The sequence below is a fragment of the Xenorhabdus anantnagensis genome (assembly GCF_028598555.1).
GTDB classification, from domain to species: Bacteria; Pseudomonadota; Gammaproteobacteria; order Enterobacterales; family Enterobacteriaceae; genus Xenorhabdus; species Xenorhabdus anantnagensis.
Window position 1 is genome coordinate 35,219 of the sequence record NZ_JAQRFN010000019.1, and the last position, 25,979, is coordinate 61,197.

General features: G+C 51.8%; 21 protein-coding genes and 3 pseudogenes. 7 read left to right on the plus strand and 17 right to left on the minus strand.

Annotated elements, in window-relative coordinates; genetic code table 11:
* The first annotated feature begins 20 nt into the window (after positions 1-20).
* Complete coding sequence (locus PSI14_RS14060) at positions 21-1,376, plus strand: DNA cytosine methyltransferase (RefSeq protein WP_273576477.1); 1,356 nt, start codon at positions 21-23, stop codon at positions 1,374-1,376.
* Positions 1,377-1,894: 518 nt separating this feature from the next.
* On the opposite strand, the pseudogene PSI14_RS14065 reads toward PSI14_RS14060, so the two are convergent.
* From PSI14_RS14065 to PSI14_RS14105, 9 genes and pseudogenes are all read right to left on the minus strand, one after another.
* Positions 1,895-2,811: pseudogene (locus tag PSI14_RS14065) on the minus strand (integrase domain-containing protein).
* 40 nt (positions 2,812-2,851) lie between these two features.
* The gene (locus PSI14_RS14070) at positions 2,852-3,013 is read right to left on the minus strand and encodes a hypothetical protein (RefSeq protein ID WP_273576478.1); all 162 of its coding nucleotides are present in this window, start codon (positions 3,011-3,013) and stop codon (positions 2,852-2,854) included.
* Between the two features lie 703 nt (positions 3,014-3,716).
* A complete protein-coding gene (locus tag PSI14_RS14075) occupies positions 3,717-3,893 on the minus strand; it encodes a hypothetical protein (protein WP_273576479.1) in 177 nt (58 codons plus the stop codon).
* A 100-nt stretch (positions 3,894-3,993) separates the two neighbouring features.
* A complete protein-coding gene (locus tag PSI14_RS14080; RefSeq protein WP_273576480.1) occupies positions 3,994-4,416 on the minus strand; it encodes a hypothetical protein in 423 nt (140 codons plus the stop codon).
* Between the two features lie 872 nt (positions 4,417-5,288).
* Positions 5,289-6,803, minus strand: coding sequence for a conjugal transfer protein TraG N-terminal domain-containing protein (locus PSI14_RS14085; protein ID WP_273576481.1), 1,515 nt, complete (start codon positions 6,801-6,803; stop codon positions 5,289-5,291).
* A complete protein-coding gene (locus PSI14_RS14090; protein ID WP_273576482.1) occupies positions 6,800-7,138 on the minus strand; it encodes a hypothetical protein in 339 nt (112 codons plus the stop codon). Before PSI14_RS14090 ends, PSI14_RS14085 begins: the two co-directional genes overlap by 4 nt.
* A gap of 5 nt (positions 7,139-7,143) precedes the next feature.
* Positions 7,144-8,568 carry an integrating conjugative element protein gene (locus tag PSI14_RS14095; protein ID WP_273576483.1) on the minus strand — a complete coding sequence of 475 codons (1,425 nt, stop codon included), beginning with the start codon at positions 8,566-8,568 and terminating at the stop codon, positions 7,144-7,146.
* Between the two features lie 14 nt (positions 8,569-8,582).
* Positions 8,583-9,551, minus strand: coding sequence for a TIGR03756 family integrating conjugative element protein (locus PSI14_RS14100; protein WP_273576484.1), 969 nt, complete (start codon positions 9,549-9,551; stop codon positions 8,583-8,585).
* Positions 9,548-9,940: a TIGR03757 family integrating conjugative element protein gene (locus tag PSI14_RS14105; RefSeq protein WP_273576485.1), complete on the minus strand. Its 393-nt coding sequence runs from the start codon at positions 9,938-9,940 to the stop codon at positions 9,548-9,550. The genes PSI14_RS14100 and PSI14_RS14105 overlap by 4 nt, the downstream gene beginning before the upstream one ends.
* A gap of 347 nt (positions 9,941-10,287) precedes the next feature.
* On the opposite strand from PSI14_RS14105, the pseudogene PSI14_RS14110 reads away from it, so the two are divergent.
* The 6 genes and pseudogenes from PSI14_RS14110 (at position 10,288) to PSI14_RS14130 (ending at position 18,786) form a co-directional block, all read left to right on the plus strand.
* Positions 10,288-12,360: pseudogene (locus PSI14_RS14110) on the plus strand (type VI secretion system Vgr family protein).
* A gap of 90 nt (positions 12,361-12,450) precedes the next feature.
* Complete coding sequence (locus PSI14_RS14115) at positions 12,451-12,870, plus strand: DUF1795 domain-containing protein (protein WP_273576486.1); 420 nt, start codon at positions 12,451-12,453, stop codon at positions 12,868-12,870.
* A gap of 162 nt (positions 12,871-13,032) precedes the next feature.
* Positions 13,033-13,884: pseudogene (locus PSI14_RS20250) on the plus strand (PAAR domain-containing protein); the annotation flags it as partial.
* 6 nt (positions 13,885-13,890) lie between these two features.
* A complete protein-coding gene (locus PSI14_RS14120; RefSeq protein WP_370688865.1) occupies positions 13,891-17,292 on the plus strand; it encodes an AHH domain-containing protein in 3,402 nt (1,133 codons plus the stop codon).
* Positions 17,292-17,828 (plus strand): hypothetical protein, encoded by a 537-nt coding sequence (locus PSI14_RS14125; RefSeq protein WP_273576487.1) that lies wholly within the window; start codon positions 17,292-17,294, stop codon positions 17,826-17,828. The genes PSI14_RS14120 and PSI14_RS14125 overlap by 1 nt, the downstream gene beginning before the upstream one ends.
* Before the next feature lie 178 nt (positions 17,829-18,006).
* On the plus strand, positions 18,007-18,786 hold the full coding sequence (locus PSI14_RS14130; RefSeq protein ID WP_273576488.1) for a hypothetical protein: 780 nt from the start codon (positions 18,007-18,009) through the stop codon (positions 18,784-18,786).
* A gap of 62 nt (positions 18,787-18,848) precedes the next feature.
* On the opposite strand, the gene PSI14_RS14135 is transcribed toward PSI14_RS14130, so the two are convergent.
* Genes PSI14_RS14135 through PSI14_RS14170 form a run of 8 tightly spaced genes read right to left on the minus strand, consistent with a single transcriptional unit; the run spans position 18,849 to position 25,955 of the window.
* Positions 18,849-21,611: a conjugative transfer ATPase gene (locus PSI14_RS14135; protein ID WP_273576489.1), complete on the minus strand. Its 2,763-nt coding sequence runs from the start codon at positions 21,609-21,611 to the stop codon at positions 18,849-18,851.
* Positions 21,611-22,012, minus strand: a complete 402-nt coding sequence (locus tag PSI14_RS14140) for a TIGR03751 family conjugal transfer lipoprotein (RefSeq protein ID WP_273576490.1) — start codon at positions 22,010-22,012, stop codon at positions 21,611-21,613. Before PSI14_RS14140 ends, PSI14_RS14135 begins: the two co-directional genes overlap by 1 nt.
* Entirely contained in the window at positions 22,000-22,350 is a 351-nt protein-coding gene (locus PSI14_RS14145; RefSeq protein WP_273576491.1) for a hypothetical protein, read from the minus strand. Before PSI14_RS14145 ends, PSI14_RS14140 begins: the two co-directional genes overlap by 13 nt.
* Positions 22,350-23,762: a TIGR03752 family integrating conjugative element protein gene (locus PSI14_RS14150; protein ID WP_273576492.1), complete on the minus strand. Its 1,413-nt coding sequence runs from the start codon at positions 23,760-23,762 to the stop codon at positions 22,350-22,352. The genes PSI14_RS14145 and PSI14_RS14150 overlap by 1 nt, the downstream gene beginning before the upstream one ends.
* On the minus strand, positions 23,752-24,585 hold the full coding sequence (locus PSI14_RS14155) for a TIGR03749 family integrating conjugative element protein (protein ID WP_273576493.1): 834 nt from the start codon (positions 24,583-24,585) through the stop codon (positions 23,752-23,754). The genes PSI14_RS14150 and PSI14_RS14155 overlap by 11 nt, the downstream gene beginning before the upstream one ends.
* On the minus strand, positions 24,582-25,238 hold the full coding sequence (locus PSI14_RS14160) for a PFL_4703 family integrating conjugative element protein (protein WP_273576494.1): 657 nt from the start codon (positions 25,236-25,238) through the stop codon (positions 24,582-24,584). The genes PSI14_RS14155 and PSI14_RS14160 overlap by 4 nt, the downstream gene beginning before the upstream one ends.
* Complete coding sequence (locus tag PSI14_RS14165; protein ID WP_273576495.1) at positions 25,238-25,612, minus strand: TIGR03750 family conjugal transfer protein; 375 nt, start codon at positions 25,610-25,612, stop codon at positions 25,238-25,240. The genes PSI14_RS14160 and PSI14_RS14165 overlap by 1 nt, the downstream gene beginning before the upstream one ends.
* 10 nt (positions 25,613-25,622) lie before the next feature.
* Positions 25,623-25,955, minus strand: coding sequence for a TIGR03745 family integrating conjugative element membrane protein (locus PSI14_RS14170; RefSeq protein WP_228860284.1), 333 nt, complete (start codon positions 25,953-25,955; stop codon positions 25,623-25,625).
* Positions 25,956-25,979 lie beyond the last annotated feature (24 nt).

Sequence of the window (25,979 nt, forward strand, 5' to 3'; positions counted from 1 at the left end):
AAACCGGATAAAAATAAAACATGCTGCTATCATCAGACATTAAATCAGAATATATCAGAAAAATAAGAGAAGACCTCGGTCTCGGCCGCACAGAATTCGCCAATTTGCTGGGAATGTCATCAACCGGCGAAAGAACGGTCAGAGGGTGGGAAAACGGTGAACATTCACCGACACCAGCCAAGTGGAAAACAATTCTGGAATTAGAAAATACTATGAAAGATCATTGTGATAATGCCCCATTTCGGCAGAAGCCCATTGAAACTGCTCAGTTCACATTTATAGACCTGTTTGCCGGAATAGGAGGTATACGTCTTCCTTTCCAGGCTCTCGGAGGACACTGCGTATTTACTTCTGAATGGGATAAATTTGCACAGAAAACATATCTTGCAAATTATGGTGAGATGCCGAGCGGAGACATTACTCAGATCAAAGCCGCTGATATCAAAGATCACGATATTCTTCTCGGAGGATTCCCGTGTCAGGCATTTTCTCAGGCCGGGCTGAAACAAGGTTTCAACGATACACGAGGAACTATGTTTTTTGAAATCCAGCGAATTCTGGCAGAAAAAAGACCCAAAGCCTTTTTACTGGAAAATGTTAAGCAACTCCAGGGACATGATAAAGGTCGTACACTGAAAAATATTATCGATATTCTGCAAGGGGCATACGATCAGGATATTCCTGAATATATACCAATGAGTGATGAGGCTCGTCGGGCTTTGTCAGAAAAACTGAATTACTGGGTAGACTTCAAAGTACTTCGTGCCGCTGATTTTGGTGTTCCGCAAAATAGAGAACGTATTTTTATTGTCGGATTCAATAAAGATTATTTTAGTGATACTGATTTTGGCAAATTGTTCAGATGGCCTTCAGCCCCATGTACTCCGACCAGAGTAGGGCATATTCTTCAGTCACATCAGGAACTTCATCAGGATGCACAGAAAAACGGCAGAGATACTTATACTATTTCTGACAAACTCTGGGCTGGCCATAAAAAGCGCAAAGAAGAACACAAAACCAAAGGGAATGGTTTTGGTTACTCTTTGTTTAATGCTGAAAGTGAATACACAAATACAATCAGTGCCCGTTATTATAAAGATGGCTCCGAAATTCTGATTGATCAGAGCGCTATTGGTAAAAATCCGAGAAAACTGACACCACGTGAATGTGCAAGATTGCAGGGATTTCCTGAAAATTTTATTGTTGATGCGGTTTCCCAGGGGCAAATTTATAAGCAGTTCGGTAACTCGGTATGCGTAAAAGTTATCCAAGCTGTTGCAGAACAGGTTGTTCATACTCTGAAAACAGCGGAAAATGAAATACGGATACAAAACAGTGAAATCCGTATGAATGATGAAGAAAGTATTTTCGGATAATACATAATCTCAGTGAACGCATACTGACGTGCCACCATGCGGCTTGTCTTCTGACGATTGCATACAAAACAAAAAATGTTTTGCATGCAATCGTCCGGCAATTTAAAGGTGTTTTTTAAACATTAAATATGGTGATTATCACCGCTATACCCAACAACAGGGCAGCGGGTAATAATATCGTCAGGGATATACCACACATCCGGCCAGGATAAATATAGGATGTAAGGAACAGGGGTTTGATCCTGTTGAACAATTTGACTTCTATCAAAATTGAAACTCCATTTCCACAACATTTTGCAGTAAAAGAAATAACAAAATGTGGTAGGAGGGGAGCATCTCCAGCAAAACATTGCAACAGTGCCAGATCGAGTCTTAATTGGTCATCACATTGGTACAACTAGCTTGCTTTTGTCCAGAAATGAGTTAGCGATAACATAGGAATAATCGCCTAAGATTCAAGATTGCTTTGCTCATATTCCAATGACCAGAGCAACAGAGCGTGTGTGCTCCAATACAACTTATTCGTCCTCAATATTCTGGTAATACACCTGCTTAATATAACGTCCGCGCCCATCGCCATGCCCTAAATCCATCGACACCAGCGCCAGTGCTTCCCGCTCGCTGAATCCTTGCGTTATATAATGCTCCCCGGATTGCTGAGCAAAATGATAACGCATACTGTGTGGCGCTTTATTACCGCTCAGTCCTGCACGTCTGACAATATAGCGGTAACGATCGATGGCCTGCGTGATCGTCGGCTTATCAATCAGTTTACCGCCACGCCCGGTCTGCTCGCGTTCAGCATAAGCAATCGCGTGTTGCAGGGCTTCCCGATCCAGTATGACCGTCTGCCGGGGTCGTCCCCCTTTAGTACCGAACACCACCCGCACAGACGTATGCCCGTTTTCCAGTGCTTTCTTCTAGGTCGCTAACGATTTGTAGGCTTCCACCGCTTCTTTGGTACGCAGTCCCAGCACATACGCCAGTTGCATTACCGCTGCCACGCGCCGGTCTTTTTGTTCCACCTGCTGAAAAATATCCCGGAACGCACCGGTGCCAGCGCTATTTTCGTTCCCTTGCGGCTGGTATCAGCGATACCCAATGCCCGGTTACTCAGGCGGGCATTATCGGGATCAGCCAGCTTATGCTTGCCAGCGTGCGCTAAAATGGCTCGCAGCACCGACATTTCATTTTGCAGTGTCCGATAACTGAGATTGTTGGCTTTGCGTTCAGCAATGTAACGCTCAATATATTTCACCTTCAGACTGTCCATTTGCCGGAGTTTGATGCCATTGGTTTTCAAATAATCAAGGAACTGCCGGGCCATACGCTCTCGATCTGCTACGGTGACAAAACTTCCGCCCGCCTGTCGGGCATGAGTAATAAAGGCTTTTCTGAACTGCTCAACCTTTGAACGTGTCGATCCCTGCGCCATTCTCGCCTCTCCTGCTACTTTGCGTTTGTTTTATTCATTTTTAGTCGTTTTTAAAACAATTCCCTGCGTGTCGGTTCAGGTTCACCGTTCCGTGGTGCGTCAGACAATGTGTAGCAGAGCGGGATTGTGTTGAGTTATTGCAGGAGCTCGCGGCGTGCTCAGCACGGCGATGGCATGCTCCCCGTTCAGTGCCTGATCTCATCAGGATGAACGCCTCATTATCTTGACGTGTCGTATCTCCTTTTTACTGCATCAGCCTGTTGCAAGGCAGTGGGTTGAAAACCTGACCTAACGGTTGTTCGTTAATCAAACAGAATGTCAGTCAATGGCCTATTTTGAGTGGTTTCACTGAGTAATTCGGGGTTCAAATCGGTCGTAAAGGCAGATCAGACGTGCTCTGGACGTTGGCCGCTCGGCGGCGTCACTTGGTAATCGCTGCGCTTCAACACAAGTGACGCCGCGCAGTTTTCGGGACGTTTATCGTGATGAATTGAAAATGTGAATGAATGTTGTACAGATAAAAATTGTATCGTTTGACGTAAGACAGAGCCTGTTTTGCTCTGTTGTGTGAGTAGCCGGTGATGAGTAATACCGGGAAACTTTCATCCTCAAACGGAGGGTTAGGTGTCCGGGGATATCTGCTTCCAAAAGTGCGCAGATGTACCGCATTGTAATGCTCTCCCTTGCAGGCTACGGGAGTTTTGACTTCGCCGCTTCACGCTGATCCTTGCAGGCGATAGATCATGAGTAACAGTTAAATACCTTATAGGTTAGGCTGAGTGAGGTCAAACTTTTGTCCGATATTAAGGTAGAAAAGACCGTACCATTCTTTTTCTTGATAAACATAATTCCTCGTTTGTTCATCCTCCCTTGATGCAGCTTTGTGAGATACCCTATACCCTGATTCATTCAAACCTCGGACCAGTGCACCCAGCCAGATCATCGACAACACAATAAACAACGCCTCCCTTCCCCGTCATTAAATCGTCCTCGGTATTCTGACAGCCTGCTGGATTCAACAGACTGTGGTTTTCTGAACCGTACAGGGCGGCCAGCAGAAAACTGTTTTGCCGGTGAACCACTTTCCACCAGAAGATGAGAAAATTCAGCGCAAAAATCCTAACATCAGGGTGAATACAGTCTTAAATTCAGAGTCCGTCACCTGTCAGGAACACGGCTTCCTCAGACTTTAATCTCTAACGGGGATTTATATTTAATGCCGGTTAACTCTGACAATTCGACCTCTTTTCCTGTCGTGAAAAAGAGATTTCTGCGCCTCAGATTGTACAGATGAAGGCAATGCTCACACATATCAGTTACATTCGCTGGATTTTTGATTGCCTTGAGTGTTCTGATAGCGTATTTACCACACCGGCACCGCACGACATAGATGGCACTGTTTTTATGGTTACCCCGTTGCGATATAGGGCGAACACCTAATACAGTAAAAAAACCATATTCATAACCCTGAACCTGCATCAGTATGTTGATTAAATTAGGTTCTCTTTTAGTTAAACGCAAATCATACGTTGTTCTGTAAGGGATAAAATGACTGGAACGTTTTTGAATTTTCTTTCTCTTATCATTTTTATCAGTATCACTCATCACTTTTCCTGATCCATTTAAAAATAAATTAAAGTTTTTTCAATTTAATCTTTTTCATTATTAATTCAATAGCGAAAAAACTAAATTCAATCGGTAAATAGGATCCGAATCTGTGTATTCCATCGCCATAAACGGCGAAGCCTCGATGGTTTCGACCATTGAGGCTTCTATAAATCGTCTACTACCATAAACAAGAGAGTTTATATCATAGAACATGTCAAGTATAACGCGTTTAGTCTAAATCATGCTGCGTAAAATGACATTAAGTTATTCCATTTTTTGTGATATATCTCATGAATATTAAGTCAATCAAATTACAACGTGAAATATAAAAATACAAAAAGCAGATATCACCCACTCGAATTAAAAAAGCCATAAATAAATCCAATAATACATCTTCGTTAAATAGCTTACTAACCCGTACCGTCAAACATATTTATCCAACCTTTACCCACTGAAAAATAATATAAAAAGTAAAATTACTCAGCAGGTTGGATTTGGCCATTTTTATTGTCATAAATAGCAAAGCCTCAAGAGATGCGACCCTTGAGGCTTCTATATTAAATTATCGCCTACTCCCCTAAAGAGGATATCAATATAAACATGATATTATAGCAATTCATATATAAGCCATATTGACTGAAATGGCATGCAATAATTTACTGCTTTGTGATGCTGGTCATCAGCATTGGGTATTTATGTGAATATAAAACCCAAATGGAGAAGAGTATAAATTAAAACATTAACGCGTCAGCATAACTTATTTAAATTATCGAAATAATTATCAATAGATTAAAAAAAGGAAAATATAAAATTCAGACTCAACTTAAGGCGCAGTATCCTGCCCCTTAAGTTTTAAAGAGTAAATCTGATTACTTTCCTTTAGACATCATCTTCTGCATCACCAGTTGCCCGAACATGCCGGCAGACTGCCTGACCTGACCCACACCCTGGCTCATCATGCCTGCCATATCGCCCATCCGTACCCCGGCCCACGCTAATGCCCCCAGCCAGACCATCGGCAGGACAATAAACAGCGTACCCATCACCAGCCCCATGATTAAATCATCCGAGGTGTTCTGAATACCCGCCAGATTAAACAGGCTGTGGGTGTCTGAGCCGTACAGGGCTTCCAGTAAATGGCTGTCCAACCAACGTGCCAGTTCCCACCAGAAGGTCAGGAAATTCAGTGCGAAAATCACAAACGTCAGCGTAAAGATGGTCTTAAATTCATAGGCCGCAAACAGTACAATCAGGGGTATGAGGATATACAACGCCATCAGGATCACCGCCTGCATCATCGGCAACGCCTGTCGCACCGCATCAAACATCGGCATACTGAGTAATCCACCCAATAAAGCCCCTGCGGAAGTGCCGATTCGATTAGCGCCATCCAACAAGGTGGGATCGGCATTACCGCCATAGCCTGCGTAGACATAGCCCTCCTGAGAAATCGTCAGATTCACCGGGCTGACCAGACGGCGGATCACCGCTTCCTGATAAGCCGGCGTGTTTTTACCCAGTATTTTCAGTGTCGCTGACAGGCGCAACCATAACCCCGGATCGGCCTGCGCCAGTACCCGGTCTTTCAGACCAGTCTGGGCCGTTGACCACCAGGCCTGACACGTCGGGTATCCGCCCTGCCCGGTATAAGGCCGCCCGTTATCCCGGCTCTCCTGCCACGGAAAATCCGCCCGGGGGAGGCGGGATTGCAGCGTCCGGTAATCCCCGGCTAAAAACGTCCGACTGCCCAGCCAGCCGATATCATTCAGGATAATCGGGTCAGTGATGTGCTCCTGATCGCGTTGTTTCCACTGATACAGGGCTAAGGCATAGCAATCGTGGGTAAAATCCTGCAATTCTGCGGCCAGAGCCGGATTACTGATGCGGGTGTGCTGCACGTCAAAGCGCAGTTGCCGCAGATCCGGCCGGCAGGGAATGGATGCCACCGCCGCCTGTGTCAGCCCCTTGGATAACCGGTGTACCACCGCCCACCAGAGCGGCACAGCCGCTGTCTGCTTGTTCAGGCTGGACATCACCGGCGCATAGCCACTGCTATCCGGCGCTGTCGGTGTCCAGGTGCCACAGCTTTTGGCACGGGAAGTATCGTACTGAAGGGTGGTCAGGCTGACATTGACCAGCGGCACACAACACACCACCATCACGAAGAACGCGCCGTACAGGGTGTTTTCAATCCGGGCCAGCGACTGTAACCCGGCCTGACCGTCTTCTTCGCCACACTCCCGTACTTTCAGCCAGACAGCAATCACTTTTACCACTAACGGCAGCGTAAACAGTCCGGTGGCAATCAGGATGTGCCACAGGCCATTGTTGATGACCCAGCCAAGTAGTGTCAGAAAATATTCCAGATAGCTGTTGGCTGTCATCGTATCTCCTCAATAGTGCCTGACAGGGCGTACTCACCCAGCAGGATAAACAGCAGGCTGGCCACCATCATTCGTATCAACATTGCGCGGTATTCCGGCAGATGTTTTACCCGTTGCCAGGTTTTCTGCCCTCCCCAACCAAGTCCCGCATACAGGCCTGACCGCCAGACGAACCAGACTCCCCCGGTTTCGGTCACCCAGTGGTGAATGCGATTAAGTTTTTCTGCCTGATGCAGCCCGACCCAGCCTGTCGCCAAAGTGATACCCATCACCAACACGATGAGCATTGATAACACGGCACCTTTTCTGAATACTGAATGCTTCTCTGCCATCATCCGCCTTACCTGCGCTCACGATTGGGTGCTTCCAGCTGATAAAAACGCGCATCGGTGCTGTCCGGCACCTGTTTTTGCGGATGCATGTTGATGCGCTGGGTATCCCGCTCAATAATGGTCAGGATGGCATTACGGGACAGGGCCTGTTTCAGCTGCATTTCATTCTTCAGGGCATTGATTTCCCTGTCCAGCGCGGCAATCCGGCGTTCCCCTTCAGCCAGCGCTTCTGACTGTGCCGCTGCATTGGGTTCAGACATGCCGGTGATAAGCATCCGCCGCATCAGTAACGCCGTTTCGACTGTTTCCGCCATCGCCAGCTCCCCCGCTAAACGTCCCGTCAGGGCAGCTTTGTCCGGGTCTCGCTGCAACGCCTGAATGACACCTTTGGTTACCGTCAGACTGCCGGTTTTCAGTTTCGCCAGATTGACCATCGTCGGTTTTTCCGTACCGCTGACCAGCTTGACCAGCTGCTCTGTATTGGTTTGGGTATGCGCTTCCAGCATCGGAGCAAAGCCCGTACCCGCCACGGTGGTGCCCGGTTGGTGTTTCTCGCCGCCACTGGTGCAGTCTGCCGCCTGAGCACAGGTACGGATGACCCGGTCACCCAGCACACTGACCACCGCGTCGGCTGCCTCACGGGCATGGCTGAATTTACGGCAGGCACTGCCCTCACATTTCACGGAGTTGACCGATGCCTGACTCAGTACCGGCATCTGATTCATCATATTAAAACCGGCACTGGCCAAATCCCGGGTCGGGCGAATGGCATTCTGCCCCTTACCGCCCTGCCGCTGGCCGCCAATCCACGGATGTCCGCCGGCACCGGTTGCTTTGCTGCCGGCGTTATTGACACGCACTGCATCCCCATCCCCGCCGTTAACCAGACTTTTGTATTCCTGCAAGGCCGCTGACTGAGTCCATTTATTATTCTGCGCAAAATCCATCATTTTATTGGCCATCGCCTGACAGTTGAACTGGGCCTTGTCGAACGCCACATTCGCCTGCAACACGCCGTTAGTCAGCATGTCGTACAATCCTGGGTTGGCCCGCTGGATAATCATCGCCGGCAGGCTGGCCACAGCCCCGGTGGCCCCCTGAATCACATCACTCATCAGGTTCTTGAACCCGGCCGTGATCCCATTCAACTGATTGCTGACGGTCGCTTTCAGGTCGAAATTGCCGCACATTAAATCCGAACGCCAGCCCAGCTCTAATCCACCGAGAGTGGTGGAACCACTGCGACTGGCCGGTTCAGATATCACCGAACCGCCCCCTAAGGTATAGAACAGCGTATCAGACACCGCACCGCTGGCGTCTGCCCCATAGCCCAGTGCACTGCGGTTCACCTGCGGTAAGGTCAGGGACAAGCCGGTGGCATTGGCCTGTACAGACACGATGACTATCAGCCATAACGCATTTATTTTCCTCATTATTCATCCCTTGTTCAGATATCCGTACTGCTGAGAAAACGCTGTCCACGCCGCTGGCAGCAACTGTAGGGCTGCCACAGGGCATACGCCTGATTGCCATCAATTGCTGCTGTGTGTTCCCCGTCCGGAAACACGGCGCAGGACTGACTTAACGTCGGTGATAACCGCTGCCATTGATGATTTTTGCTGCCGGTGTTTTCGGTGACTGATTCTGGCGGCCAGTAGCCATCGGTGCGGGTGCCTTTCAGGGTCTGATAAACATGGGGTTGCCCGACACGGGTAATGATATCTGCGACCCGTTGCGCCACCACGACTGACGCCTTGTCATCATCCGTCTGATTAATAAACCCTGAGCGCGGATAAATATTGCCCCATACAGTGCCGGCCATCTGACTGCCCAGCTCCCGCTGACCGGGCATCAGGGCTTCCGGGTAGAACGATTCCGGTAACCCGGAGCGCCACGCCACCGAATCCAGTGTGCTGAGAAAATAAGGCACCAACGGGGTGGCGGCACTGCGACACGAATAGCCGGGAATTTGCCCGCCTATCAGGTTAGTTGCCGGATGTCCGATGGCATCGGCATAGCTGAAACGCAGACTGGTACGCCGTTGCCCGGCAATCTGGACATTGTGGTTACCCCCACCGGCATTCAGGTAGGATAACGCCCCGGTCACGGTATTTTCCACGCCACCGGCGAGTTGACTAACCTGCGCCATTTCCGTCCACGGATTACCCCCAGAGGCGTGATAGGTAGACACCACCGCTTCAGGGAGATAATGGGTCACCTTCACCGAGGTTTTCACCGTACAACCGTGCAGGCCACAGAGCAGCCAGTAACAGAGGCCACTGACCCGCCACTGAATGCAGGAGGGCGAAAGACTGCCGGCGATAATCTGGGCGGTGTTAATTGAAGCCTGTGTCACCGGCGAAAATGCCGCTATCAGGGTAATGAGCGCAGGAAAAGTTACACGTTGAAGACTCATGGCTGATGTTGCTCCCTGAGTGCGCGGGCTTTTTCCACATCTGCCGTACCGTATACCACCTCCCGATCATCAAAGACCACCGCCGGATACTTCTGCACACCGGATTGCCATGCCTGTACCACGGCACGGTAAGCCTTGATGAGTTGTTGTTCCTGCTGGCGCCATTGCGGTGATTGCAATATTGCCTGCGCTTGCTTTGTGGCTTGCCGGGGATCGACAGAGAGTTGATCGAAGACTTGTCTTTGCTGTTGCTCAGCACTATCCAGCCAGACGATATGACTGTCCGGTGTCAGATTCACCGGCGGATGCTGACGGTCAGTATACACCACCGTGCCCGCACTCCCTGCTCCACTCCATCCCAGCAAAAACACTAAATACAGCTTTTTCATCCTCTCCGCCCCGGTTGCAAACCCTCAGACCAGCGTGAAGCAAGCCACGGTAAAAGTCAGCCCGTAACTGATTTTCCGAAAATGAAAATTAACGCCCCGATTCATTGAGGCATTTCCGACAAGCCAAGGTAATAACGGCCCGGCTTAACCGGATGACAAAATTTGTTATGAACTTAATGAAAAATATGCCGATAAAACAATCAGCCCATCCTCATAATGAGCAAAAAAGGCAGGCATACCGAATGGGCTTTGCCTGTCCCTTTTCTGTCCGGATATCGGGAGGCATAAGTCAGCGAAAACCGGAAGGAGAACAACAAAAAGCCCATGACAATAAGGAAAATGACACCATGTCAATGAAAAAACACCTGACAAAGTTGCAGCAGGGACAATCCCTGTTGGAAAAAGGTCAACAGGCAGCAGGCCTGCTGGGGGGTAGCGGTGCCGCCGGCCTGATGAAGAAAGGGGGTCTGACGACATCCGGCGGTTTTGCCGGTCCGCCCGGCGGTGGTCAGGGTCTGGCACAGCAGGCGGCAGTCGGACACAATGCCGCCACCAAAGCCCTGCAAAAAGCCAGCCAGTTGCTGAGTGGTGACGACTCTCCCAGTGGCCTGCAATTTACCCTGACGGCCGGCGGTCTGGCACCGGAGACCTTTGTCGTCACGGATTTTACCCTGAACGAACATTTTTCCCAGCCGTTCCAGCTGGAAGTCGGACTGGCGAGTGCTGACCCGGCCATCGACTTTCCGGCCGTACTTGACCGCGCTGCTACCCTGACTATCACACAGGATGGGGTTGAAAGCCGGAGTATCACCGGTATCGTTGCCGGCTTTGAACAGGGCAACACCGGGTTGCACCAGACCACCTACCAGATGAGTATTCGCCCGGACCTGTGGCGCACCACCCTGCGTCAGAATTCGCGTATTTTCCAGCAACTGAACATTGCGGCCATTATCACCACGATTCTGAAAGAGCACGGTATCCGTGATGTCGTCTTCAGCCTGCGCCATACCCACCCGGAACGGGAATTTTGTGTGCAATATCAGGAAAGTGACTTTGCATTCCTGCAACGCCTGACCGCAGAAGAAGGTATCTTCTACTTTTTTGAATGCGGCAACGGGCGCAATACGCTGGTGTTTGCCGATGATGCCGGCTCTGTGCCGCCGGGCATTGTCCTGCCCTACCAGCCGGGTGACACCAGTACGCTGGGCGAGCCGGCAGTGAGCCACCTGACACACCGGGCACAGGTCCGCCCGGCTCAGGTGCAGCTCAAAGACTACACCTTCAAAAATCCGGCCTGGCCGGCCGAATTCAGCCAGCAGATGAAGGAAGACACGCTCCAGCAATTGTATTACGAACATTACGACTATCCGGGCCGTTTTAAGGATGAGGCACACGGTAAGGATTTTACCCGCTACCGTCTGGAGGGACTTCGCAACAATGCCGTGACAGGGCAAGGCCGTGGTCATGCGATTGCCATTCAGCCGGGACGGTTATTCACCCTGTACAACCATCCGCGTGAAGACCTGAACCAGTCCTGGCAGGTGGTGAGCGCCAGTCATGCCGGCAGCCAGCCCCAGGCACTCGAAACCGCCAACAGTGGTACGGGGACGACCCTGAACAGCCAGTTCCACTTTATCCGCCATAACCAGCACTGGCGTCCGGCACCGTTGCCAAAACCGGTGATTGACGGCCCACAAATTGCCAAAGTCGTGTGACCTGCGGGAGAAGAAATCTTCTGTGACCAGTATGGGCGCGTGCGTCTGCAATTTCCGTGGGATCGGTACGGCAAGAGTGATGACCAGAGTTCCTGCTGGATACGGGTCACCCAGCCGTGGGCCGGTCAGGGCTGGGGGATGCTCGCTATCCCGCGTATCGGGCAGGAAGTCGTGGTGGATTTTCTGCATGGCGACCCGGATCAGCCCATCGTCACCGGTCGCACCTACCATGCCAGCAATATCCCGCCGGGCGGGCTGCCGGGCAGCAAAACCCAGATGGCCTTCCGCTCCAAAACCCACAAAGGCGAAGGTTACAACGAACTGTTGTTTGAAGATGCCAAAGGCAGTGAAAAACTGTCACTGCACGCACAGAAAGACATGGATACCACCGTCCTGAATGACCGCAGTACCCGCGTAATGCACGACCATACCGAAAGTGTCGGCCACAATCAGGCTATCAGCGTACGGGCTGACCGGCATAAAGAAGTGGTCGGTATGGAAGTGAGCAGCATCGGGACACGGCAGGTCACCGTAGAAAAAACCAGCGTCCTCAGCGTCAAAGGACAAATTACTATTCAGTCTACCGAAAACGGTATCACCCTCGGCAACACCAAAGGGAGTATCGCGATTGATGCCGAGGGCAATATCCATATTATCGGTAAGACCGTCATTGTGAACGGACAAGAGGTTATCACCCTGAACTGAGTCCGGGCATGACACCTGCTCAGCCGTATTTTTACGGCGGGCTGAATATCGCTGAATATCAATGATGTAAAAAGAGTGAAAAGGAAAATCATGAGCAAACAACCCTACCAGATGAACGAAGGTACCCTGACCCTGCCTGCCGGCTGGCGTGATGAATCGATGCACGTGTTTGTGCTGCCGGATGACAGCGGCGTCAATCTGGTGATTAACCGCACCCCGGTGCCGGCAGGCACGGACAGCGATGCGTATTATGAACAGACACTGGCCCAGTTTGTCACCCACCTGCCGGGGTATCAGGAGCATCAGCGACTGCAAATGGAACTCAGCGGTGACACGGCGTGGCGGCTGGATTACCAGTGGCAAAGCCCGGAAGGGGAAATGCACCAGACGGTGGTGCTGCAAATCCGGGGCAGCCAGTTACTGGCATTTAACCTGACCTCGCCACAACCGATGAACAGCGGACAGCGGACAGCCTTACTGGCTGTGGTGAGCAGTTTTCAGGCGGCATAAGGAGAGGCTGATATGGGATTAGGTGATGAAATTATTACCCGGATTGCCCGGGTCGGGGCGACCCATGCCCGGCCGCCCCTGCCACCCGGTGGTGGGGCCAGAGGGCCGGCCGCCGCACGCCAGGGCGACCCCATCCAGCATAAGAGTTTCTTTGGTGCCCTGATGGGCGCGGTGGCCGGTGCCCTGATTGGTGCCGCGATTTTCGGGGCGGTGGGGTTACTGGTTGCCGGCACCGGCGGGCTGGGGGCGACGCTGATTGTGGCCGCCGCCGGCAGCGGGTTAACCTACCTGGCCAGCGATGCCATTGCGGCCGCCAGCTCGGCTGTGACAAACTTTATCGACAGCTTCGGCTCACCGGACGGGGTGTTGAGCAGTGGTTCCGGTAACGTCCTCATTGAAGGAAAACCCGCAGCGCGGGCCACCATCGATATGGCGGCATGCAGCAAACACCCGGCACCGCCCCTGATAGCACAGGGCAGTGAATCCGTGTTTATCAACGGTCAGCTGGCGGCGCGGGTCGGCGACAAACTGGTCTGTGGAGCGGCCATCAAAGCGGGGGCGAGTAAAGTCTTTATCGGCTCCGGGCAGGGGACTTACCTCGAGATTGAAGAAGAATTCTCCGGCTGGCAGCGGGCGTTACTGGTGGCGGTGGAATTTCTGGTGCCGCCGACACGCGGGCTGCTCAAAGGGGTCGGCAAACTGCTGACCAAAACCGGCCGGCAGGCGGTGCTGGCCGGCGCAAAGCTGGGGGCCAAAAAAGCCGGTCATGCCCTGAAGGGCAGGCTGATTTGTGCCAAGGCCGCGTTTAAAGCCAATAAAGGGGTGAAGCGTTTCACTCAGGCCACCAAAAAATTCTTCACAGGTGACCCGATAGACGTGACCACCGGCAACCTGTTTGACCAGCGCACCGAATTTGAACTGGGCCAGACAATACCCCTGACCTTTACCCGCAGTTGGTCACCGGGAAGGCAGGGCCTGCTTGGCGAAAACTGGCTGGACAACTTCTCCGAAGCCGTTATCGTGACTGGTGACCGGGTAGAAGTCCTGACACTGGAAGGGGCCTCCCTGCATTTCGCCCTGCCCCACAGCGTTGACCACAGTATCAACCCCGAGCACCCGGAGTTTACCCTGAGCCGGCAAAAACAGGGGTTCGTCCTGAGCGAGCGCAATCATCCGGTTCGCAGATATTTCACCCGGTTAGCACTCACAGAAGAAAATACGGTACAACGCTGGTTACTTACGGAACACCGTGATCCCAATGATAATGCCGTGCGTTTTCACTATAACGACATCCATCAACTGGAAAAAGTCACTCACAGCGACGGTCCGGCGCTGGTATTGCTGTACCGTGATGATGGTCTGCTGGCCGACATTCGCCGCATAGACAATGGTCTCAGTGACGTGTTGGTGCGCTATGACTATCACGACAATGGCCGGCTGGCGGAAGCGGACAGTACCCAGCAATTTCACCTGTTCTATGAATACAATGCACAGGGGCTGATTAGCCGCTGGTCGGATGGCGACCAGACTACCGTCGATTATACCTATGATACGCAAGGCCGTTGCATCCACAGTGTCGGCAGCGGAGGCTATTACCCCGTCCGGCTGGACTATGAAGCCGGTATTACCCGTTCCACCACGCCACAAGGGCATACCACTACCTGGCATTATAACGCCGGACAGCAGGTCACGCAGGTCGAAACCCCGTGCGGTCACGTTACCCGGTATGAATACGATGACTGGGGCAACCTGCAACGGCAGATCCTGCCGGAAGGACAGGTTCTGCAACTGGATTATCTGGCGGATACCGGACTGGTTACCGCATTTACCGATACCGGCGGTGCAGTGTGGCAGTATCACTACGATGAGGATGACCGCCTTATCAGCATGACCGATCCGCTGGGGCGGGTCTGGTGGCAGCAATACGATGATAAGGGCCAGGCTGAATGTTTTATTGCCCCGGACGGCAGCAAAACCACCCTGACCCGCAATGCGTTCGGGCTGGTGACGAAGGCCGAAGATGACGAAGGCAACCAGCGAAGCCGGGAATACGATGACCATCAGCGGCTGACCCGGCTGTTTGATGAGGAAAACCGCAGTTTACGGCTCGGTTACGACAGCCATGACCGCTTACAGCGGCTGTCATCAGGCGGCGGAGCCTTATGGCTGTGGCAATATGACCACCATCACCGTGTTGCCTTAAGTGACCGCCCCAACAACAGTCTGGAGCGCTTCCGCCATGACCGCCATGGTAACCTGACCCGGTGGACAGATGCCCGTGACGTGGAATGGCAGATTGAATACGGCCCGTTTGACCTGCCTGTCGGACGTGTCGACGGAGAAGGTCATCGCTGGCAGTACCGTTATGACCCGGACAGCCTGCAATTACGGGAAGTGATTAATCCGCAAGGAGAAAGCTATTGTTATCAGCTGGATGCCGACGGACGGGTGATCACGGAGACTGATTACGCCGGCACCCAGTGGCATTATGCCTATGACGGTAATGGCAACTGCACGGAAAAACGGGATGCGCTGAATAATGTCACCCGCTATGACTATGATACCGGCGGGCAGATGACCGCGATGCACACGCCGGAAGGCAGTACCACTTACGCTTACGATATACTGGGTCGTCTGCTTGAGGTGACGGCACCAGACGCTGAACCGCTGACCTTTGAATACGATGACAAAGGCCGCCTGGTCAGAGAAGTTCAGCCTTATGGTGAAATCCGGCGTGAGTATCCCGACAGTGCCACAACAGAACGAACCCTTCACCTGCCCGATGGCCGGCGCTGGAAAGCCGGTATGCAGGTCAATAAGGTGGGTGAGCTTAACCTGCTCAGTCTCAATGGTGAACATCAGCTCACGCTCGCCCGGGATGAAGACGGGCACGAATGGCACCGCCAGTCAGACAAGGGTTTTATCCTGCGTCAGGAACACTCATTGATGGGGCAACTGACGGCGCAGCGGGCCGGACGCAATACCGAGTTTTTTGCTGCCCATGAAGTGGCGGATATCCCCCAGCCGACACTGGCGGGACTGGACCGGGAATATCGTTACGATGCGGCACTGAATCTGGTGGCTGCCAATGATGAACGGCAATGGCTGCGCTATGTGGTCAACGGCAACGGTCAGGTGACTTCGGTCAGTGACGGCGACCAGCTGCGGGAGCATTATCAGTATGATGCCTGCGGTTACCCCGCCCGTCGTTTTGACGGTCGTCACGATATTGATAACGAGCGGCTTTACCAGAAAGGGCACCGGCTACGACAAGCAGGTCAGCATCTGTTTGAATACGATGATGCGGGTCGCATGACCGCCATGCAGTTGTGGCAGGAAGGTCATCGCCCACAACTGACCAAGTTCCGCTGGAACAGCCAGAACCAGCTGATTGGGGTGCAGACGCCGGGCGGCCAGCACTGGGATTATCGCTATGACGCCTTCGGGCGGCGCACCGAGAAAGCGTGTGAACGGTCGGGCGAGCGCACAACGTATCTGTGGGACGGCGATGTGCCGGCCGAAATTCGGGAGTACCGGCATCACCGGCTGTACAGCATCCGGCATCTGGTGTTCGATGGCTGGCAGTTACTGGCGCAGCAAATCCAGTTCTTCACCCCCAACCCGGAAAACCGCAGTGAACTGATGGCGGGGGAAGTGCAAACACAATATGCTGTATGTGCGCCGACAGGAGAACCCTTGGCACTGTTTGACCCGCAAGGCCACCGTGTCTGGCGGCAGCCACAACAGAGCCTGTATGGGATGCGCCTGAAAGCCGCAGGGGAAAATGCACTGTACGATCCCGGTCAGCAGTTTGCCGGCCAGTGGTTCGATGAGGAAAGCGGTTTAGTCTATAATAGACATAGATATTTCTCACCTGTGGCCAGTGTATACCTAACGTCAGATCCGCTGGGAATTCAGGGTGGTGAAAATTTATATGCGTATGTTGAAAATCCACTTTCTTGGATTGATCCGCTCGGGTTAGCTGGATGTTCGACCAAATTGGGTAAGAATATGATGGAGGATATGGGGTTACCACGTTCAACTAAATGGAGTGGTTATCAAGCTCATCATGTTATTCCCAAACAATACGCTAGTCATCCCGCCTTGAAAAAAATCAAGTATGATATCGACAATGCAGCAAATGGAATTTTTTTAAGGGAAGTGGATAAGGGTGTGAGTACAATGGCAAGGCATCAAGGTAACCATAATGGTTACTCTAAAGCGATTAGAAATGCACTAGACAAAATAGATCTAAATCAGTCTGTTGCGGAGATATCGAAACAGGTTGCTGATATACAAAACTTGGCTAAAAAAGGAATGATGAATGGAACACCGATCAGAGCTAAGGATATTTGGAAAGGAAAATCTAAGATAGGTAATCAAATAGCTTTAGACATGTGGAATAAAATTTTAGGAGTATAATGATGAAAGGCGTGAATAAAAATTTTGTAACTGAGCCAATGCGTTTTTTATTTTTAGATGAGCTTTTATCAGGAAAGGGCAAATTATCTTCTGATGTTATTTTATTAGAGGAAAAAGATAAATCTCTAAAATTATCATTTAGTCAAGACCTTCCAGATGGATACTTAGTATGGCAAGATCTTATAGAAAATAACATTGGTGAGTTTTCCTTAGAAGATAACTATTCTGAAGCCGAAGATTATTTAGAAGATATTGACGAAGAATATGGTGATTTGCAAGAAGAAAAGATATTGACTTATAGAAAATCCAAGATAAAAAAGATAAATACAGAGTATGACGATTTTTATTTTGAGATCTTAGATGATATATACTATCAGTTAAAAATGCTATCTATACAAAGATATCTTTTAGGAAATAAAAGCGAATCATTATTAGAAAAAATGTTCAATATATATAAAGAAGGTTTTTACCCATGTGGAATGACTAAGGATAAAAAAATAGTTGCTTTTAATCCGCAGATATTAAAAATCAGCTGATATAAAAGAGATATAACAAAAAACCGGAGAATCCTTGTGATCTTCCGGTTTTCTTATCTTGGAAAATGTTCAAGTTATGTTAGCTCTATGGTAGTTACTGCCATATAACAAGTTCATGACCTATTTTTATAGACACTATCATAAATTTTGAAAAGGACGACAATACATGATAAATCCAATGCAAAACACAATAACTTTCCCGGAAGGCTGGTTTCTTTTTATTAATGGTGAGATCCCCTTTTATTGCGATCATGGATGCACTGTCACCGATTTTTCGGAGGCAAGAAATCTAGTCGGTTATAACAAAAAAAACGGGATCTATTTCAAATTCGCCTATGAATCCTCTGAAATCAGCGGGTATGAACCTCCGCCGGGAACCTATGTTCTGACCATCAGAAAATACAATTACACCTACAATTCCGGTTATTATGGCCGCTGTGTTTATGCAGAAGTCAAGCAAACCCAATGTCCGGACGAATTTAAAAATATCATGACGGATATGCTAAAAATGTCGGCGGAACAATCCACGTTTGAAGAAGTCAAACGGCCGAAATCACAGGGAAAATGCACACCCCAGTTACAGCAATGTATTCATGATTTTTTTACTGGTGTCAAGAAAGATCGCACGGATGAAATAATGGCCTTAATCAGGTCCCCCGGGAATGAAGACGAAGAAGAAGATATTCTTTCTCTTCGTAAACTGTACTATGGGCACGATGAAAGCTCCTATCAGAGAGATGCTTTAATTAAAAGTGAAATACATAAGAAAATCGTCTCGGAGATCCATCGCTACTTTGACTCACTCGATAACACAAGAAAACTGGAAAATGGCCGGGATCTTTTTTCCTTTATTTTCAGCTCAAAAAAATATGATATCAGCATCATTGTGCCTAAAAATGTGAGTTTATGTGATGTGTTTATGAACATGAGCCATCTTCAGGATGAAAAAATCATGTGATAAAGCATCTACCTTCCAGTGTGGCCTGTATCCATAGAAAGAGCAGGCCAGGTTACCCACGTTTATACAGGATGGCCGGGATCAATCTTCAACCCCCGTGCAACATCCATTTTTCTGGCGACCAACACCGCAGCCTCCAGTTCACTGCACTGATGCTCCCGCATTAACGCACGCCGTTCGGCTTTTTCTTCTTTTTCTGTCATCCCCAGTGCCAGATAGAGGCTCGGCGGCACAACCCGGAACAGCGCTTCGATTTTTTTCGCCAGCACCACACCTTCGGTATAACAACGCGGGAGCTTACTGGCAGAAAGCAGTACGGTTTTTTGTTCTTCGTTGAGTTTTTTGAACCGCGCGATTTGTTCCACTTCATCCGGCGGCATAGTCAGACACAGCCACCATTCCGCCATGTTCAGCATTTTCTCAGCCGTATCCGGGTAGTCAGCGAGGTTTTGCGTGGCCAGCCACAACCAGGCCCCCAGTTTACGCCACATCTTGACGACTTTAGTCATATAGGGAGACAACAGCGGATTGGTGGTGGTGATATGCCCTTCGTCAATCACCAGTTGCAGTTCCCTGTCCTGATACTGGTCACGTTCGGCGAGGTTATTGACGGTGTTAATCAGTGACACCATCGCCAGTGCCATCTGTGCCGAGTAGTTCTCTCGTGCCAGTGTCCCCAAATCAATTAACGTCACATCCACTTCCGGCCACGGGGTGCCGGGCCGGTTAAACAGTTCCCCTTCAAAACCCTGCGTAAACATTGACATGGCCCCCGCCATTTCATCGGCCCGTGCCCGGCGGTGGGCAGTGATTAACGGCTGGCCGTGTTCATCCTGCTGATGGTTGCGGGCAATGGCATACAGCGCAGTTTGTAAATCCGAGGCCACCATCTGATGCCCTGCCTCATAGCTGGTCTGCGCAGCCAGCATAATCGCTTCACGGATCAAACCGCGATCCGAACGGGTCAGGCGTTCTTCTTCTTTTTTCTCACCGCCGGTGATCATCAGCCGGGCGGCAATTTCCATCTCCCCCAGAATATCACGCTGTTCATCGCCGTCTTCCTGTGCTTCATCAGTCTCCGGAATATCGGCTTCATTAATCCGTAATTGTTTGGGACTAATTTTCAGTAACTGATGCGCATCAGCAAACAGCGCCAGACTGACGCCACAACCCGGTTTGATGCCGATTTTATTCACCGTCAGCCCCAGACTGGCGTAATAGTCTGCCAACAGTCCAAAACTGTTCCCCGCCTCCACAATAAACAGACGCGACCGGTGGATCGCCATCAGTTGTACCAGCGAAGCACACAACGTGGCGGATTTCCCTGCCCCGGTCGGGCCGAATAGCAATAAGTGCACGTTCTGGGTGCGATCCTGTTTGTTCATCGGATCAAAGGTCAGCGGCGCGCCGCCGCGATTAAAGAAACTGAAGCCCGGATGCCCGGTACCGGTTGAACGTCCGGTCACCGGCAGGAGTCCTGCCAGATGCTGGACCCACGTCAGGTGGCTGTACCAGTGTTTTTTGTCTTTCTGCGGGTTAAAGCCCATCGGCAACGCACGTAAATAGGCATTCAGTGGTGACACACTGAACTCCGGCCGCACAGGCTGCAATCCTGCACTCAACAATGTGGAAGAAAGCTGATGTACCCGATGATTCAGATTACCCAAATCCTGACCCCGCACCAGAAAGGTCAGTACACTGCGGTACAGTTTATGCCGTCGCCCCAGTAATTCCTTCACGGCCTGTACATCCTGCCGGACGCGCAGCGATTCGGTATTTTCCCCTACGGCATTTTTTGCCAGCCGGGTGAAACTCTCTTCCAGGGTATCCTGTGCCTGCGCCACAATGGTCAGCGTGACCACAGTGCCTTCCGGCATCATATCCATCAGCGCATTGATATTATCTCCCCGTTTCACTTCCCCTGTCAGGGTGCCCGGCTCGGGCGGACGCCGCAGGCGCTCAACCGGCACCGCTTTATGTGGCAGGCCGTCAAACCACCAGACACCGTTATCGGGATCAGACACCGGTGGGGTAAACCACAGGCTTTCGGCAAAGTCATTATTCACCGGGAGATCCGGCTGTGTGGGGAATTCATGACGCACTGCCCGGTAAAAATCGGCTTTGGTCATGCCCCAGTCCGGAGCCGGATTAAAATGACGCAGCAACCAGCTGTGGATCTGCCCGCCATCCTGCCGGGTCGCCACAATACCGGCTGATGCCAGTGAGGAAACCAGTCGTTCACAGACCTGATTGAGTGCTGCCACCGACGATACCGTTTGAGGGTGAGCCTTCGATTTATGCGCAGGCAACCAGCGGTAAACCACCATGCGCGTCTGGCGCTGCTGCCCCCGCCACGGTTGCCCGGTGATTAAGCTATCCTGAAATATCCCGTCTGGCTGCGCAATGCTGTGCAGGTGACGTGCTGATTCTGCCAGAAAAGCGTCAGTAAAGGCGGTACCCTGCGCCCACGGTTTCACATAGTCCCGCAGGGTATTGAGATAATTGTCAGGATCATCTTCATCCTGACAAAAAAACTGCACTACCCACGGCGAAATATCGTCCTCGTCCAGACTGTCCTGAATGGCATCTTCCAGTTGGTCGCGGATTTCAATCAACCGTTCAGCTGGACGCCCTTCGGTGGCGACCGGTTCAATCTGATAGACGGCCCCCACGGACACCCCGTCATCCAGCAATAAACACTGCCCGTCTTCCAGATATTCCACCCAGGGCAGGTAATCGATAATGGACGGATTCGCCCGGTAAATCGCCGCTTCATCCGTTTCGCGCAGTTTGCCGGGACGAGGCAATGGGTTTGGATTATCCATTACCGTGCCTCCGTGCGTTCACCCGGCAGGGCATACTGCACCTGCTGATAAAACGGGAATACCGTGCTGTAGCCCGGTACCGGGGTCTGACCGGCCACCAGATGCGGATAGACATACATCACCATATCGGGATTGGGCAGGCGGGGAAACTGCTGGCTGATTTCATGCTCTGCCGAGCGGCTGTAATTGTCAGGCTCATTCAGTGCCCGATTACGTTCAGCCGGGGTTAATGCCCGGCGCAGGGTTTGCCGGGCCTGTGCTACGCTCTGCCCCGCCTGATTTCCCTGCCACATGGCCAGTACCGTCTGTTCGCCGGCCGGGAGCAGCGTGTCTTTCGACGTTGAACAGCCTGCCAGCAGCCCCGTCAGACCTAACACGACAGCGTAGGTTATTTTTCGCATCCCTGAGCCTCCGGGCTACTAATCAGGGTAAACGTGGCAAATTCCGGGTGTACCGCCAGTTCCGATAAAGTAAACGGCAAGCGCTCCCAGTGTTCAACCCCGCTGTTGCCTGCAAGCATTGATTGCCACTGAAATTCGGTCAGCCGAAAAACGGTAAAATCCCCGTCATTCAGCCGTCGGCATTCATTGCCGCTGGCGAGAGTCAATTGACTGCCCTGGGTACGCCCGGGTCGCCAGTCAAGCTGAACCGGTGTGGGTTCCGCCTGTGGTGTTATATGAGTTTGCAGACAATAAGGCGGGCTGGCACTAAACAGCCATTGAGAAGATGTCGTTTCCATTAATCTAAGGCTTCCTGATGATGACGTTGAGCTGATTCACTAAAACCGTAACGCACCTTACGGCCTGTTGTTTCATAATCAATCGCCAGACTTTGTGTGATATGCACCACTAACTTTGCACCGGGCGGCACATAAACCGCATCGAAGGTCTGGCTGTAACGCTGCCTGAGCCATTCGCTCATCTCATTCATGCCCCCGGCCACCGCTTTGCCGAGTGTCGCCTGACCGGCATTGCCGGTTAATGCGGATGTGATGCCACCGGTGCCGTTCGTTTGCGCGGTTTGCTGGCTCTCGTTCAGGGCATTGCCGGCGGAATTCATAGCTGACAGGGCAAACAGGGTCGGCAGATAGGTACTGGCATTGGATTTACGCTCACCGCTGATGCAGGGAATGCCATTTTCATCGGACAACCAGCCGATACCCTGCTGATTCTGTCCGCGGCCCGGCAAGGTGCGAACCGTACCATCCTGAAACACAAAGGTGATGGAATTAACCTGACCGCGCACGCAGGACAATGTCCAGTCGCCACTGGCGGAACCGGACACCACCGCGCCTTCCACCTCCGGCAGTTCGATACCGTTAGCCGTCAGGTTGTCTTTGCCGATAAGAATTTTAAACGGATAAGGGTCAGTGACCGTGCCATTAACAGGAACGCGACCTAACAACGCAGTCATCGCCTGACTGCCAACTAAAGTCGCATTTTCCGGCAGGGTGTAGACCGGTTTTTCGTTGTCGGCCTTAGCCGATGGATTTTGGGGATTATTTTTTACGGTAGTCGGTTGTTCGCTTAAAAAAGAGGTGGGAAATTGCACCGCAGTTTTTCCATTGCCCATCGCTTGCCTATCGGGGATTTTTTCATCGGCCGGGGTAACCCAGATAAGGTCATCCTGTCCTCTGATAGTGCCGGCAGAATATGAACTCCCTGCCAGCCCGCTACCCAGTGGCATCTGATGATCCGGTGCCGACAACGGCGTTGAATTTAACCGTTCAGTGAGCAAATCAATCTGGGCGAGCAACCCCTGCTGCTCATCTTGTAGCGTACGCTGGCGCTGTTCATCATCCTGCCGGATAGCCGCAACCGCGGCTTCTATCTGACCGGCAACATCCTGATTTTGTCCTTTTAAATGGTCATTTTCTTTTCGCATCGCAGCATTCTGCTGGTCTAAGCGTTTCTGCTCTGCCCGCACGGTATTGAGCGTTCCGACCAGCGTGCGCAGGGTATCTTCCGGTGTATCCCCACCCACCCCCAGTGCCTGTAACTCTTCCGGAGAGAGGGTCGCCAGCGCGTTATTCTGTGGTTTATCCGGCGCGCTATTCTCTGTTGAGCTGCAACTTCTGATACCAATAAACCCGCCAATCACCAATACGGTCGGCACCAGTATTTTTACCAGACTGTTGGATTTAATCTGCATCGCGGCCTCCCGGTTTCACGGATACCGGTTCAGGGATTAACGCGTTACCCTGTGCCCCTTGGGTAACGAGATAGAGTACCGTGGTATCTTCGGGTGTCCCCGATTTTCCCAGCCAGCGATGCTGGAAGGTGGCGGTAACGAACTGTCCCTGTAAGGCACGTGGGTCAAGCGGGATAATACGTTTGGCGGTATTACGTAGTTTCAGGGCCATCACCGTATGGTGATGCCGTCGCCAGCCGGCCAGCGGGGTCACTTCAACCGGCTCTGACGGGTAGAGTGTGGTGATGGATGCGGGCAAACGCAGGTTCACCGGCTGAATGCCGCTGACCGGCTCAACCGTACGCAGGGGCGCATACAGTTGCTGCGCCGCATAGCGGGTTAACAGCACGGGAGTAGGCGCAGACCATGATGTTTTGCTCTGTGAGTGCGGTTTATCTTTTGAATCGATTGATTTCTCAGCCGGGTAAAGAATACGCACGGGTTCGCTGGCCCCGGTTTTGCCGGCGGTCACATCCAGTAAGATAATTTCGCCATTCTCACTGTCCTGCAATTGCAGCCGGGTAGCTGGGAATGCTCTGTTGGCTTTCAGGTAAACCGCGCCGCCGGTGCTCTGTACCCGTAATTTATCATTCAGTGAGGGCGGAAAACCGACACGGACATTCCGGTCAGCAAAAATAATCCGCTCCTGACCAACCTGAAGCGTAATCGATAACGGAATACGCTCCCATGTCAGCAACTCATCGGCTTTTGCGCCAGCGCAGAACAGGAGGAGGCTGAGCAGCCCCAGCCCGATACCGCGCCAGTCAAATAAATCTCTTCTCATTGAAATACGCCTTTTTTCTCTTCCGCTGGCGGTGGCAGCGCTTCCAGCCGCTGTGGCATCCCGTCGTAGCAATCCAGTGCCAGACCAAAAGGATTACGCTCCGCATCCCCTTCCCAGCGCACCACTTTCAGCGGATAGCGCACCAGTGCCCGTTTGACCGGTTCGGCGTGATAATATTCATCCGCCACCAAATCCAGCCGTACTACCCAGTTATCACGGTCACGCACCGTCACACTGCGCGTCTCATAGCCCCGGCCGGGCACTTCATACACCACCCGCACCCGGTCGAGCAATTCACCGCTGTCAGCCCGGATTCGGGCATCCTCGCGCAGAAAATCCTGACACGCGGGAGTCAGATAAGGGGATAAGGCCTCAATTTTGGCCGGATAATCCTGTGCCCCGTTCTTCGGCCAGGCATGCAGTTGCTGGAAAATATAAAAGGCAAAGCTGTAGACACTCGGTGCCGGCACTTCCCACCACGCCCGGGTGCTGCCACTGCGTAAATCCGGCGGATTATGAATAGTCAGATTGCGTGGGGACGCCATCCAACCCAGCAGACTCATCAGCAGCACTCCCACCAGAATGCCGCACGCCACCCGCAGGGTCAGAATATGCTGATCCCGGTTTCTGACCGCATGACGAAAGCGACTCATCACACGCCTCTCCCGTTGCGGTGCGCTTGCCTGCTGCGGCGTAATGACCAACCCTGCGCCGCAATAATCAACGTCGGGTCACCCAGCCCTAACCGGCGTTTTTTCTCGGCCAGTTTCTGCCAGAGATAGTTTTCCGGTTTACCTCGCTTCAGCTGAGCGAGCCAGCGCCCGCCAACGCTCATCAGTAACAACGGCATCATCAGCATGCCGGTCGGCAGCATCACCCAACCGGCAAACGGAATGAAGGGAAGGCTGACCACCAGACCGAGGGCCAGCCCCGCGATGGCGGCCATTCCCATCTCCGGCGTGGTGAAGCCGCGAAATACAACGGGTTCGGCGTTTAAGCGATCGGGTAAAAAGGGGATCGTCTGCATCCGCGGCACCTTAAAAAATAATGTTGGCCGATTTTGCCAGCAACCAGATCACCGCAACCAGCAACACAATACCGACCACAATAATCGAGCCGAACTGGGTCCACGTAGCTTTGCCGTCACGCACTTCAGAGAAGGTTTCCACTGCCGCCGAGGCCACTTTAAAGAACGCCACCGCCGAGAGGATAAGCCCGCCAATCACAATACCATCCTGCGCATACCCTTTTACCTGCCCCATTAATCCGCCACGCCCCCCACTTGAGGGCGGTTCAATCGAAGGTAAATCGGCCCAGGCAGACTCACAGGAAACACCCAGCAGCAACAGAAAAGTGCTGACCCGGGTCATCAGGTTTGTGCTGAACTGACGGCA